The organism is Methylomicrobium lacus (genome assembly GCF_041897535.1).
Taxonomy (GTDB): Bacteria; Pseudomonadota; Gammaproteobacteria; order Methylococcales; family Methylomonadaceae; genus Methylomicrobium; species Methylomicrobium lacus_A.
In genome coordinates this window covers 3,914,319-3,926,829 of sequence record NZ_CP169217.1, presented here as the reverse complement: position 1 = coordinate 3,926,829, position 12,511 = coordinate 3,914,319, and the positions used below count along the sequence as shown (strand labels likewise).

11 protein-coding genes are annotated in these 12,511 nt (G+C 58.1%); 9 read left to right on the top strand and 2 right to left on the bottom strand.

The features are described from left to right. Window positions 1–7: 7 nt before the first annotated feature. The gene (gene hflD / locus ACEPPP_RS17585; protein WP_374088664.1) at window positions 8–631 is read right to left on the bottom strand and encodes a high frequency lysogenization protein HflD; all 624 of its coding nucleotides are present in this window, start codon (window positions 629–631) and stop codon (window positions 8–10) included. A 131-nt stretch (window positions 632–762) separates the two neighbouring features. Here hflD and ACEPPP_RS17580 point away from each other — a divergent pair, with 131 nt between their 5' ends. The 5 genes from ACEPPP_RS17580 (at window position 763) to ACEPPP_RS17560 (ending at window position 7,765) form a co-directional block, all read left to right on the top strand. Beyond that, complete coding sequence (locus ACEPPP_RS17580; RefSeq protein ID WP_374088663.1) at window positions 763–972, top strand: heavy-metal-associated domain-containing protein; 210 nt, start codon at window positions 763–765, stop codon at window positions 970–972. A gap of 27 nt (window positions 973–999) precedes the next feature. After that, the gene (locus ACEPPP_RS17575; protein WP_374088662.1) at window positions 1,000–3,231 is read left to right on the top strand and encodes a heavy metal translocating P-type ATPase; all 2,232 of its coding nucleotides are present in this window, start codon (window positions 1,000–1,002) and stop codon (window positions 3,229–3,231) included. Between the two features lie 111 nt (window positions 3,232–3,342). Then, entirely contained in the window at window positions 3,343–3,786 is a 444-nt protein-coding gene (locus tag ACEPPP_RS17570; protein WP_374088661.1) for a hypothetical protein, read from the top strand. Continuing rightward, window positions 3,755–4,951 carry a hypothetical protein gene (locus tag ACEPPP_RS17565; protein ID WP_374088660.1) on the top strand — a complete coding sequence of 399 codons (1,197 nt, stop codon included), beginning with the start codon at window positions 3,755–3,757 and terminating at the stop codon, window positions 4,949–4,951. Before ACEPPP_RS17570 ends, ACEPPP_RS17565 begins: the two co-directional genes overlap by 32 nt. A 6-nt stretch (window positions 4,952–4,957) precedes the next feature. Beyond that, on the top strand, window positions 4,958–7,765 hold the full coding sequence (locus ACEPPP_RS17560; RefSeq protein WP_374088659.1) for an EAL domain-containing protein: 2,808 nt from the start codon (window positions 4,958–4,960) through the stop codon (window positions 7,763–7,765). A 98-nt stretch (window positions 7,766–7,863) separates the two neighbouring features. On the opposite strand, the gene ACEPPP_RS17555 is transcribed toward ACEPPP_RS17560, so the two are convergent. Next, window positions 7,864–8,334: a DUF302 domain-containing protein gene (locus ACEPPP_RS17555; protein WP_374088658.1), complete on the bottom strand. Its 471-nt coding sequence runs from the start codon at window positions 8,332–8,334 to the stop codon at window positions 7,864–7,866. Window positions 8,335–8,373: 39 nt separating this feature from the next. Between ACEPPP_RS17555 and mobA the strand changes: the two genes are divergently transcribed. The 4 genes from mobA (at window position 8,374) to ACEPPP_RS17535 (ending at window position 12,503) form a co-directional block, all read left to right on the top strand. Next, on the top strand, window positions 8,374–8,970 hold the full coding sequence (gene mobA / locus ACEPPP_RS17550; protein WP_374088657.1) for a molybdenum cofactor guanylyltransferase MobA: 597 nt from the start codon (window positions 8,374–8,376) through the stop codon (window positions 8,968–8,970). A 16-nt stretch (window positions 8,971–8,986) separates the two neighbouring features. Beyond that, window positions 8,987–10,168 (top strand): pyridoxal phosphate-dependent aminotransferase, encoded by a 1,182-nt coding sequence (locus tag ACEPPP_RS17545; protein WP_374088656.1) that lies wholly within the window; start codon window positions 8,987–8,989, stop codon window positions 10,166–10,168. Window positions 10,169–10,476: 308 nt separating this feature from the next. After that, window positions 10,477–10,953, top strand: a complete 477-nt coding sequence (locus tag ACEPPP_RS17540) for a formate dehydrogenase subunit gamma (protein WP_374088655.1) — start codon at window positions 10,477–10,479, stop codon at window positions 10,951–10,953. Beyond that, entirely contained in the window at window positions 10,950–12,503 is a 1,554-nt protein-coding gene (locus ACEPPP_RS17535; RefSeq protein ID WP_374088654.1) for a formate dehydrogenase beta subunit, read from the top strand. The genes ACEPPP_RS17540 and ACEPPP_RS17535 overlap by 4 nt, the downstream gene beginning before the upstream one ends. Window positions 12,504–12,511: the final 8 nt, after the last annotated feature.

Below are 12,511 nucleotides of genomic sequence, written 5' to 3'. Positions count from 1 at the left end.
CGCGGCATCAAACCTGCTTCAGCAGGCTTTCCAATTCTTGCTGCATCTTCTTGCGGTAGAAAATGAATTTCCAACGGGCACCGCCGCATTGCTTCCACAGGATCACCGAGCGGATGCCGGCCAGCAGCAGGGCCCTGATCTTGTTCACGGTATCGGGCCTGGACAGATAGGCCTGCTCGCCGTTGACCATGATGCGGGGCTGCAAGGTGCTGACCGTGCTGTGATAGACCTCGCCGAGATTGGCCAGCACGTTTTCATGCAGCAAACCGAAATGCTCGCTTTGCGCCTGGGCCTTCTCGACGCCGAGGCGGATCGACGCGAGCAAATCCTTGCGCGACGACAGTTGCCGTTCCAGAAAAACCAGGGTGGCCGCGTAGCGGGCCTGTTCGGGATTGTCGATCCTATAACCGGTCATTTGCTTCTGCAATTCCTTGAGCCCGAGCTTCAATCCGTCCAGGCCGCCGTAAACATCCAGCACGCTGGCCGAATCGATTTTCAGGAGGCTGCCGATGCTGGCCGTCAGCGCCTCCTGATCGCACGTTCCCCGTGTCGCCAGCTGCTGCACCAGCGCCGCCGCCTGCGCGACTCCCGCCAGTGCGATCGTTTGGTTCGTTAGTGTTTTGAGTTCCATGATTTGCACAAAGGTGATTCACCAAGCCAAGTAAGCCGCGCCCACTCTTCCTTGTTTCATTTATATCATGATTGTCCGGTTTCAGTCGAGTATGATATAAAACCCGAATTTTGTGAAATAGGATAATCACCATGGCAGAATCAATTGAGTTGACGGTAACCGGAATGAAATGCGGCGGCTGCGAGTCGAACGTAAAAACTAAGCTCGGCGCGATCGACGGCGTGCACGCGGTCACCGCCTCGAGCAAGGAAAAGAAAGTCGGCGTCGACTATGACGCGGCGAAGACCGACTTGGCAGCGATCAAAGCAGCGATCGCCGAGGCCGGTTTTACGGTCGAATAAACCCTAATTGAGCGCCGGAGAGTAGCCATGAGCAAAGAAGAAAAGTCAGACGAACTGCGTTTGTCGATATTGGGCATGAGCTGCGCCGGTTGCGTCAGCGTCGTCGAAAGCGCGCTGACCGAAGTGCCCGGCGTGACCGAGGTCAGCGTCAATTTTGCGGATCATTCCGCGACCGTGACAGGACAGGTCGATCCCGAACAGTTGATCAAGGCGGTCAAGGACGCCGGTTACGAAGCGGCCGTGATGGAAGGTTTCGAGGACCCGGCCGAACAGGAACAACAGGAACTGGCGCGCTACCGGAGGCTGTTGAAAAAAGCCGCGGTCGCCGGCAGCTTCGGCGCCTTGCTGATGGGGCTCGAATATGCCGGCTGGCTGCCGGACATGGGCTCTGCAACCGGCCGCTGGTTCTGGCCGGAAGTCGCGGTGCTGACCCTGGTCGTGCTGGTCTATTCGGGCGCTCACATCTACCAAGGCGCGCTGAAGGCCATGCAGTCCGGACAAGCGAACATGGATACCCTGATCGCGGTCGGCACCGGCGCGGCCTGGATCTATTCCTGCATCGTGATCGAATATTTCGGCAGCCTGCCCTCCTTGGCCAAGCATGCCTATTTCGAAGCCGCGGTCGTGATCCTGGCGTTCATCAACCTGGGCTCCGGCCTCGAAACGATGGCGCGTGGCAAGACGTCTTCGGCGATCCGCCAATTGATCGGCCTGCAGCCGCGCACGGCCCGGGTGGTGCGAAACGGCGCCGAACTCGACGTGCCGATCGAGGAAGTCGGCCTCGGCGAGACGCTCAGGGTTCGTCCCGGCGAAAAAATCGCGGTCGACGGCGTCCTGATCGAAGGCCATTCGAACGTCGATGAATCGATGCTGACCGGCGAACCGATGCCGGTCGAAAAAACGGCGGGCTCCGAAGTCGCCGCCGGCACGATGAACCAAAGCGGCAGTTTCCTGTTCAAGGCGACCCGTATCGGCCGCGACACCGCGCTCGCGCAAATCATTCACAGCGTGCGCCAGGCGCAGAACAGCAAGCCGGAGATCGCCCGTCTGGCCGACAGGATTTCGGCGGTGTTCGTGCCGTCGGTGATTTCGTTGTCGATATTCACCTTTCTGCTTTGGTACGCTTTCGGTCCCGAACCGTCCCTCGGCTACGCCTTCGTGACCTCGATGACCGTGCTGGTGATCGCCTGCCCTTGCGCGCTGGGACTTGCGACGCCGATCTCGGTGATGGTCGCGGTCGGCAAGGCCGCGCAAACCGGCATCCTGATCCGCAAGGGCGATGCCTTGCAGTCGGCCGGCAAGCTGAGCTGCATGATTCTGGACAAGACCGGCACGGTCACCCAGGGCAAGCCGAAGGTCGTATCGATCGAAGGCTTCGGCAACTTTTCCGAAACCGAGGTGCTGCAACTTTCGGCCAGCCTTGAGGCCGGCTCCGAACATCCGTTGGCGGCGGCCGTCTTGGCGGCGGCCGAAGAAAAGTCTATCCAGCCGCAAAAAACCACCCAATTTAAAGCGATCGCGGGCCACGGCGTCGAAGCCACTCTCGACGGCCGCCGTGTCGTGTTCGGCAACCGGGCCTTGATCGAACAAGAACGGATCGACATCGCGCACCATACCAGACGCCTCGAAAAACTGTGCGCGGAAGGGCAAACCCCGATGCTGCTCGCGGTCGATCAAAAACTCGCTGGCATCATCTCGGTCGCCGACCCGATCAAGGCCGATTCGGCGGCCGCGGTGCAAAGGCTGCGCGAACTCGGCATCCGGGTGCTGATGGTGACCGGCGACAATCCGATCACCGCCCAGGCGATCGCGCAACAGGCCGGCATTACCGAAGTCAGGGCGCAAGTGCTGCCGCAGGATAAGGCGGCCGTGGTCAAGGAATTGCAAGCGCAGGGCGAGACGGTCGGCATGGTCGGCGACGGCATCAACGATGCGCCGGCGCTCGCGCAGGCCGACGTCGGCATCGCGATCGGCACCGGCACCGATGTCGCGATCGAAAGCGCGGACGTGGTGATCCTGCAAGGCTCGCTGTTGAAAGTGCCGGAAGTGATTCGGCTGTCGCAGCTGACCGTCAAAAACATCAAACAAAACCTGTTCGGCGCCTTTTTCTACAACACGATCAGCATTCCGGTGGCGGCCGGCCTGCTGTACCCGTTCGCCGGCATTCTGCTGAACCCGATGATCGCGGGCGCGGCGATGGCGATGTCGTCGCTGACCGTGGTCAGCAATGCGAACCGCCTGCGTTGGCAGAAACTGTGAGCCATCAGATTAAGCCAACAAACAGAATAATGCCGCTAGAAACAAGGCTGTCCCGACCGGATGACCTAGGTATCAAAGTAGCGGTCACCGATCACGCAGGGAACCTCTAAGTTGCGGCATTGGCATCAGGGCATCAAGGCTCTTTGGGTCTCGGCCATCGTCTGGTGTTGCCTGAGCTTGTACCCGATCGCCGCCCGCGCGGCGGTCATCATCGTGAATGATTCGGTGCCCGCCAAACGCTATTCGCGTGACGATGCGCGCGCAATTTTTGCAATGCGCCAGAGACTATGGCCTAATGGCGAGCCAATCAAGGTGTTTACCCTCGCCGACGACGATCCGATCCATAAAGACTTTGTCAAGAATACTCTGCACATGTATCCGCATCAATTCAGACGCGTCTGGGACCGGATGACCTATACCGGCACCGGCATCGCGCCGATTGAGCTCGACTCGGAACGAGAGATGATCGAAAAGATCATGAACACGCCGAATGCGATCGGCTATGTCAATAAAAAACCGCCCCATGCGAAAATCCGCCTGTTCGATTATCACTAGCGGGCTCTTGCTGTCAGCCCTGGCGAGCCTGCCGCGCGCCGGTGTGGCCGGTTATTTGCCTGAGGCAATGCAGGTGCATGGTTTTCTCGCCCAAAGTCTGTTCCACACCTCGGACAACAATCTGTTCGGCCAAAGCGACGACGGCGTCAGCCTCGGCATTACCGAAGTCGGCCTGAACACCTCCTACCAGGCCTCTGACCGGCTGAACCTTGCGATCCAGGGGCTGTACCGGCGCGCCGGCGACCTGGACCGCGGCAGCTTCCGGGTCGACTATGGGCTAGCCGATTTGACGCTGTGGGAGCATGACTCGGGCCGTATCGGCCTCCGCGGCGGACGCGTCAAAATTCCGTTGGGCTTGTATAACGAAACCCGCGATGTCGCGTTTACGCATCCGACCATCCTGCTGCCGCAAGGCATGTATTTCGAACGTTCACGTTCGCTGCTGACGTCCGGCGATGGTGGTTCGTTCTATGCGGAAGAGCATACCGATTACGGCGATTTTATCTTTAAGTTCAATTATGTCGTGCCATTGGGCGATAATAAGGAAATCCGCTCGATTCTGCTCGGACCTTATGCGATGGGCGAATTTTCGGCCAGACCGACCGTCGTGACCCAGCTGAGTTATGAACTGAACGACGGTGAATATATTTTCGCGGTCAGTTACGCAGACCTGGCTCTCGACTACCATCCGGAAGTAGGCGATAGATTCGGCGCCGGCACATCCTATGTGCGCCCGCTGATGTTTTCCGCACAATACAACGGCGAAAAATTGACGCTGACCGCAGAATACAACTACCGCCATAATGTGACCTCCGGCTATGGAACGCTGCCCGACCGGCGCTTTGCGACCGAAAGCTGGTATCTCGAAGGCAGTTATCGATTTTTGCCCAAATGGCAATTTACCTTGCGCTACGATATGATCAATGGCAACACCGACAACCGCCGCGGCGTCGGGCTGGAACGAATCGGCCTGCCCCCGCACGCCGGCTATGCCCAGGACTGGACGGCGGGACTGCGCTGGGACATCAACGATAGCTGGATGCTGCGCGGCGAATACCACCGCGTGCACGGCACATTATGGCTGCCGCAGGCGGATAATCCGGATCGTCTCCAAACCACGCAAGACTGGGATATATACGGTTTGCAACTCTCTTTTCGTTTTTAACCGGCCATGTCGAACGCTCCCTTTTTTGTCAGTTTGCGCTGGAAACTTTCTCTCCTGTTCGGAGGCGTGTTTCTGCTGATGCACAGCCTATTTTCCTATTTCGCCTATCAGCATGCGACCGAAGATTTCGACGCCACACTCCGCAATGAACATCTCAACCATATCAACATGGCAAGAGCGCTGACCGATGATTCGTTTATGGTGCTCGAACAACTCGCGGAAATGCTGCCACTGTTAGGAGAACCGCCCCCCCTCGACAAAAACCGGCAAGCCGTCTCGTTTGCGACACTCGATGAAAAGTGGACGCAATGGCAACTGAGTTGGGGCATTGAGAATCTCGTTTTTTTTGACCCCCGCGGCGCCAAGGTCAAGTCCTGGGGAAATCCATCGCTTCCCGACCCTACCTCCGCCAGCAAAGCATTAAGTTCCGAAATGCCGGAGCACCGTATCGTTTGTACGGACACTTGCTTTCAGCAGGTCGTCGTACCGATCATCGGCAAAACTCAAACTGCCGGAGCCTACGGCATCACCCGCTCGTTTGCCGACATCATGATCAAATACAGACGGGCAACCGGTTCCGACATCGGCATTCTATTCCCGGATGACGCGTTGCGGGAAACACCGGGCCATCCCTGGCCCTATCGGCTGGCGGGTCTCACGTTACTCGATAACAACAAAAAGCTGTACGAACATATCGCCCGGCAGGTTTCTCTTGCCGAGTTACTCGAACACAACCAGACGATTTATCTGCAAGGCGCCACCTATGAAGTCGGGCTCACACCCGTCCAGGACAATGGCAACCCGGAGCGGCTGTTTTTGTTTATCGAGGACATCACCGCCCTTGACAAACGCCTGCACGAGGATATCCAAAAAATCTGGCTATACGGCGTGGTCAGCCTGCTCGGCTCTCTGCTGCTGCTGCCGCTGTTGCTGCATTACACCTTCTCGCGCGTATCCGCGCTTTCCAAAGCGCTGCCGCTGCTGGCCGGGCATCAGTATCAACAGTTCCGCGAACGCATCGCGACCAAAAACACAACGACGTCCGATTTCGACGAACTGGACCAATTGCATCAAACCGCGCTGACCCTGGCTCTGCATCTGGAAGCGCTGGAACAGGAAGTGCGGATCAATACCTTGAAATTGATCGAAAAAAGCCGGGAACTGGCAACCGAACGCGATTTCGTCCGGCAATTGATCGATACCGCGCCGATCATCATCCTGACGCAAAAACTGAACGGCATCATCCTGACCATCAATCAGACAGGGTCTCAGGAACTGGGCCGGGAAGAACATTCGCTCAAGGGCAAAATCTTCGATTTATTGATTCCGGAATCCGAATGGTCGCATCATAAAAAGCTGAGCCAGCTCAGAGCGGGAGAAATCACCGGCCAATTGCAGGTCGAAGGGCAACTGATTTCAGAATCCGGCAAAACCCGCAGCATTTCCTGGCTGCATACGCTGTTCAATCCGTCAAACAACCCGGAGGAAGCGGTGGTCCTGACCATCGGCGTCGATAACAGCGAACGCACGCTGTACGAACAAAAAATTCTGACCATGTCGATCAATGACCCGGTCACCGGCCTCCCCGGCCATCAACAGTTCCGCGACGAACTGGCCGTCGCGCTGGCCTCGGCCCGGCGCTACGATCATCTGCTCGCGGTGTTCCTGTTCGACGTGGACCACTATCAGGAAATCATTGACACCCACGGCCAGCGGGCTGGCGAAATGATGCTGGCCTGGGTTGCCCGCCGGCTGAAAGACGATTTGCGCGCTGACGACAGGCTCAGCCGGATCACCGACAACGTCTTCGCGCTGCTGGTTTCCCATGCCAAAACCGATGATCTTGCCGCTATTGCACTCAAGCTCGATCAGATTATCCAGGCATCGCCCTTCCATCATGCCGGAACGAGCTATCCGCTCGGTACGCATATCGGCATTTCGGTGTATCCCGAGCATGGGCTGACGCCAAACGACCTGTATGCGAATGCGGATGCGGCGAGGCTGCAAGCCAAGATCGCAGGCCCCGGCAGCTTCCATTGCTGGCAACTGAACAAGGAGGGGCGACTCAAGATCGAGCGCATGCTGAGTTCTCGGCACCGGCTCGAACAGGCGATTGCACAGGATCAATTCGTGCTCCAATATCAGCCGGTACTGCACGGCAAATCGTCCGAACTGCATCATCACGAATGCCTGCTGCGCCTGCCGCAAGACGACGGTCCCTTGCTGCTGCCGGAGACTTTCCTCCATCATGCCGAAGAACTCGGGCTGGCCGGAAAAATTGACCGCATCGCCCTCAAAAAGGCGCTGCAGACCCTGCACGATGCCGGACGGCAGGATAAAGATTGCCGTTTGTCGCTAAACCTGAGCGGCAAGATTTTAGAAGACGCCGGTTTTTACGATGATGCAGTCTATTTGTTTGGCCACTACGGCATCAGCCCCGCCAAAATCATTTTCGAGATTCCCGAAGCCGCTACCGAAGCGCATTATGCACAGGCGGAAGTATTGATCGAGCAATTCAAGACCCTGGGCTGCGGCGTCGCCCTGGATAATTTCGGCGTCAGCTTTTCCTCCTTTTACTACCTGAAGCATCTGCCGATCGATTATGTGAAAATCGGCGGCACGCTGATCCGGCAGATCGATCAAAATCAGGAGGATCTGATGTTTGTGAAAGCCTTGGCCGGCGTCGCCCACACCTTCGGCAAACTCACGGTGGCGAAATGCGTCGAAAATGACGGCGTGCGGAAAACGCTCAAAGCGCTGAACATCGATCTGGTTCAAGGCAGCCTGATCGGCAAGCCCGAATCCCGGATCTAATCAGCTCACGATCAATGTCCACGAAAGACACGAAAAGCACGAAAACGGGATTTGTTAATGTAATTTTTCGTGGCTTTCGTGCTTTTCGTGGACAATAGCTATTCCTCGACCGCAAAATCGACGATCGCCTTCAATTTTTCGTTCATCTCCTCGAAAAAGCGGTTCAATTCGGGATTGTCCGAATCGGTCGGCAACAAATGGGTCCTGACGATCGTCTTGCCGTTACGCTGATACATCACCACGTTGCACGGCATATATTTGATCGCTTCCGGCGCGATCAACAACATCGTGCGGGCATGGGTCAAATTGCAGAACTGGATCGTGTCGAAGTCCGGAAAATCTTTGTCGCCGCGCTCGCGGATCACTTTACCGACACGGCTGTGTGCTGTTATCCTGAAATTGTTTTCCGCGATCGCGCTTTTCAGTTCATCGAGCACCTCCTCATAAGGCTTCTGCGTTTCGGCCTGATAATACAGCACGTATTCGCCTGGCGGCTCGGCGGAGCTACCGACAAGCGCACAGCTGGCAAGACAGAACAGACTGATTAAAACCGCGAGACATCGAAACATAGCTAAAACGAGAGTGAAGAACCGACAAAGCTTAACACTATGAACACTCAAGCAACAGTAGCCGGCGTCATCCTGGCCGGCGGCCTGGCGCGGCGGATGAACCACCAGGACAAAGGCCTGATTCTGTACCACGGCCGCCCGCTGGTCTGTTATGCGATCGACGCGCTCGCCGGCGCGGTACCCGACATCATCATCAACGCGAACCGCAATCTCGAACGCTACCGCGAGTTCGGCCCGCCGGTCGTGCCGGATCAAAGCGCCAGCTTCGACGGTCCCTTGGCCGGTATCCTGACCGCGATGCGGCATACCCAGGCCGAAGTGCTGGTCGTCTTGCCCTGCGACTCGCCCTTGCTCAAACCCGAGCATGTGCGGAAACTGCTCGCGGCGCGCGCCGAATGCGATGCGGATATCGCCGCCGCGCACGACGGCGAGCGTCTGCACCCGGTTTTTCTCGCGCTGAAGACCCGTTTAAAAGACAGCCTGCAAGCCTATCTGGCCGGCGGCGAACGCCGGATCGACCGCTGGCTCGAACAACATCGGCTCGTGCTGGCCGATTTCAGCGCGACGCCGAACATCTTCACCAACCTGAATACGATGACCGAACTGACCGCACTCGAGGAGCAAAGTGAACGCTAAAGCCGCACCGCCCCAAATGACCGCACCCGCAGCCCCAAGCATCAGCCGGCGCCTCGCCGCGGTGCAGGCGCCGATCATTCCGGTCGTCGGCGCCTGGACCCGCAACACCCCCGGCACGCTCTCGCTCGGCCAAGGCATGGTGGCCTATTCGCCGCCCGCCTCCGCCCTGGCCGCGATCCGCGATTTCGGCCAGCAAGCGGAGCAGCACCTTTATGGTTCGGCCTTCGGCCATCCCGCGCTGTTGGCATTGATACGGGAAAAACTGCGCCATGAAAACCGCATCGATGCGGCCGCCGGCGTCGAGGTGATGGTCACCGCCGGCTCGAACATGGCATTTTTGAACGCCCTGCTCGCGATCGCCGATCCCGGCGACGAGATCATCCTGCCGCTGCCCTATTATTTCAACCAGGAAATGGCTGTCCGCATGCTGGGCTGCACGCCGGTCGGCATACCGACCGACAGTGCCTATCAACTGGACCTCTCCCGCCTGCGCGCGGCGATCAGCGCCAAAACCCGCGCGATCGTAACCATTTCGCCGAACAACCCGAGCGGCGTGGTCTACCCCGAGGCCGCGCTGCGCGCGGTCAACGCGCTCTGCCGCGACTTCGGCCTGTACCATATCAGCGACGAGGCCTACGAATATTTCACCTATGGCGAGGCCCGGCATTTTTCGCCCGGCTCGATTCCTGGCGCGGAACGACACACCGTTTCGCTCTATTCGCTGTCGAAAGCCTACGGCTTTGCAAGCTGGCGCATCGGCTACATGGTCTTCCCGGAGGCGCTGACGCCATCGCTGCTGAAAGTCCAGGACACCAACCTGATCTGTCCGCCGCTGATCAGCCAGATTGCCGCTGCCGGCGCCTTGGAAATCGGCTCCGAATATTGCAAACACCAGTTGCCGGAACTGGCAAAAAAACGCGAACAGGTGATCAGCCGATTGCAGCCTTTGAAGGGACTTTGCGAAATCCCGGAACCTGAAGGCGCTTTCTACCTATTGATCAAAATCCATACCGATAAAAGCGACCTGGAACTGGCCAAAACGCTGATCGACGATTTCAAAGTCGCAGCGATTCCGGGCAGCGCCTTTGGATTGAGCCACGGCTGTTATTTACGCATTTCGTATGGCATGCTCGATCAAGCGCAGCTCGATGCCGCCCTGGAGCGGCTGGTAAACGGAATCATCCGCTTCGCCGGCTAGATTCACCCCTCTCGGAAATGCGGGTTTTCAAGATTCACCCGCTTTCCAGTCCCCTACCCTAAAACGCCGCCTGCCCCCGGGGGCGAGCCCCGCCCCGGCCTTCAAATGCTATTTGCCATTTTTATCATAAAAATGTGCGTAAAGTACGAATCATCGAGAGGAATTGAGTAAAAAACACACAATCAATGTCATATTTATGTTTTTTTTACAATGCTAAAGTCTTATGTTAAGCTGGAAAGCTACCATTGGACGCGCATTGCGGAGAACCGCCATGCAAGCGGTCCAACCCTTTAGCGAGAGAGAGAAACATGAGAGAATCCGGCGCTATCGACACTATAGTGCAAGACATCATCGCCAGTCTGAAAGACCTGCCCGGCGCGCTGTTGCCGATCCTGCACGGGATCCAGGACAAGCTCGGTTACATTCCTGCCGAAACCGTTCCCGCCATCGCCAAGGCGCTGAATCTTTCCCGCGCCGAAGTACACGGCGTGATCAGTTTTTACCATTATTTTCGCGAAACGCCGCCCGGCAAGACCACGGTGCATCTCTGTCGCGCCGAATCGTGTCAGGCGAAGGGCGCTAAGGCCCTGGAAGCGCATGTCAAAAACAAGCTCGGCATCGACTATCACGAGACGACCGCAGACGGCGCTTTTTCTCTCGAACCGGTTTATTGCCTCGGCCTGTGCTCCGTATCGCCGTCGATGCAGATCGGCGAAGAACTCTACGGCCACGCCAGCGCCGAATTATTCGACAGCGTAATCAATGCAGAGGAGGCATCGGCATGATCCATACCGTTTATATTCCGGGCGATGCCGCCGCCGTCTCGTTGGGCGCCGATCGCGTCGCGGCCGCCGTCAAGCAGGAAGCCGAAAAGCGCGGCATGCAAATCAAATTGGTCCGCAACGGTTCGCGCGGATTGTTCTGGCTGGAGCCCTTGCTCGAAGTCGAGACGCCGAACGGCCGCATCGCTTACGGTCCCGTTCAGGTCAAGGACGTTGCAGGCCTCTTCGACGCGAATTTTGTAGCCGGAGGCCAGCATGCCTTGTCATTGGGACTGATCGAAGAACTGCCTTATCTGAAGAACCAACAGCGCCTGACCTTCCAGCGCATCGGTATCACCGATCCTGTCAGCCTCGACGATTACATCGCCCACGACGGCTATCGCGGCCTGAAAAATGCGTTGGGGATGAGCGGCGCGGATATCGTCAAACAGGTCACCGACTCGGGCCTCAGAGGCCGCGGCGGCGCGGCGTTCCCGACCGGCATCAAATGGAGTACGGTGCTGAACACGCCGTCGGAGCAAAAATACATCATCTGCAACGCCGACGAAGGCGACTCCGGCACCTTCTCCGACCGGATGGTGATGGAAGGCGATCCGTTCGTGCTGATCGAAGGCATGACGATCGCAGGCATCGCAGTCGGCGCGACGCAGGGCTATATCTATCTGCGCGTCGAATATCCGCACGCGCATAAGGCGCTGAATGCGGCGATCCAAAAGGCTTATGCGGCAGGTTACCTCGGCGACAAGATTCTCGGCAGCGGCAAGAAATTCGATCTGGAAGTCCGCCTCGGTGCCGGCGCCTACATCTGCGGCGAGGAAACATCCTTGATGGAAAGCCTCGAAGGCAAACGCGGGCTGGTCCGCTTCAAGCCGCCGCTGCCCGCGATCAAGGGCCTGTTCGGCAAACCGACGATCGTGAACAATGTGATCTCGCTGGCTTCGGTGCCGATCATCCTGGACAAGGGCGGCGAATTCTACCGCGATTACGGCATGGGACGTTCACGCGGCACCTTGCCATTGCAGCTGGCCGGCAACATCAAATATCCGGGCCTGGTCGAAATCGCCTTCGGCATGACGCTGCGCGAACTGCTCTACGATTACGGCGGCGGCTCGGCGAGCGGCCGGCCGATCAAGGCGGTGCAGGTCGGCGGCCCCTTGGGCGCTTACATGCCCGAATCGCAATTCGATACGCCGCTCGATTACGAAGCGTTCGCGGCGATCTGGGCCGTTCTCGGCCACGGCGGCGTCGTCGCGTTCGACGACACGGTCGATATGGCGGACATGGCGCGCTACAGCATGGAATTCTGCAAGATCGAATCCTGCGGCAAATGCACGCCATGCCGTATCGGCTCGACCCGCGGCGTCGAAGTGATCACCGACATCATCGAAGGACGCGATCTTGCGAAAAACGTGCCGCTGCTGCGCGATCTTTGCAACACGCTGCTGAACGGCTCCCTGTGCGCTTTGGGCGGCATGACGCCCTATCCGGTACTCAGCGCGCTGAACCATTTCCCGGAAGATTTCGGCATCGCCGGCCAAGCCGACGCGGCCTGAACCAGATC

What these genes read in the sequence shown, in the direction of transcription:
- ACEPPP_RS17545 (WP_374088656.1), top strand. Translation starts at nt 8,987, where the DNA reads ATGACCGCACCCGCAGCCCCAAGCATCAGCCGGCGCCTCGCCGCGGTG.
- ACEPPP_RS17535 (WP_374088654.1), top strand. Translation starts at nt 10,950, where the DNA reads ATGATCCATACCGTTTATATTCCGGGCGATGCCGCCGCCGTCTCGTTG.
- ACEPPP_RS17560 (WP_374088659.1), top strand. Translation starts at nt 4,958, where the DNA reads ATGTCGAACGCTCCCTTTTTTGTCAGTTTGCGCTGGAAACTTTCTCTC.
- ACEPPP_RS17565 (WP_374088660.1), top strand. Translation starts at nt 3,755, where the DNA reads ATGCGAAAATCCGCCTGTTCGATTATCACTAGCGGGCTCTTGCTGTCA.
- ACEPPP_RS17540 (WP_374088655.1), top strand. Translation starts at nt 10,477, where the DNA reads ATGAGAGAATCCGGCGCTATCGACACTATAGTGCAAGACATCATCGCC.
- ACEPPP_RS17555 (WP_374088658.1), bottom strand. Translation starts at nt 8,334, where the DNA reads ATGTTTCGATGTCTCGCGGTTTTAATCAGTCTGTTCTGTCTTGCCAGC.
- ACEPPP_RS17575 (WP_374088662.1), top strand. Translation starts at nt 1,000, where the DNA reads ATGAGCAAAGAAGAAAAGTCAGACGAACTGCGTTTGTCGATATTGGGC.
- hflD (WP_374088664.1), bottom strand. Translation starts at nt 631, where the DNA reads ATGGAACTCAAAACACTAACGAACCAAACGATCGCACTGGCGGGAGTC.
- mobA (WP_374088657.1), top strand. Translation starts at nt 8,374, where the DNA reads ATGAACACTCAAGCAACAGTAGCCGGCGTCATCCTGGCCGGCGGCCTG.
- ACEPPP_RS17580 (WP_374088663.1), top strand. Translation starts at nt 763, where the DNA reads ATGGCAGAATCAATTGAGTTGACGGTAACCGGAATGAAATGCGGCGGC.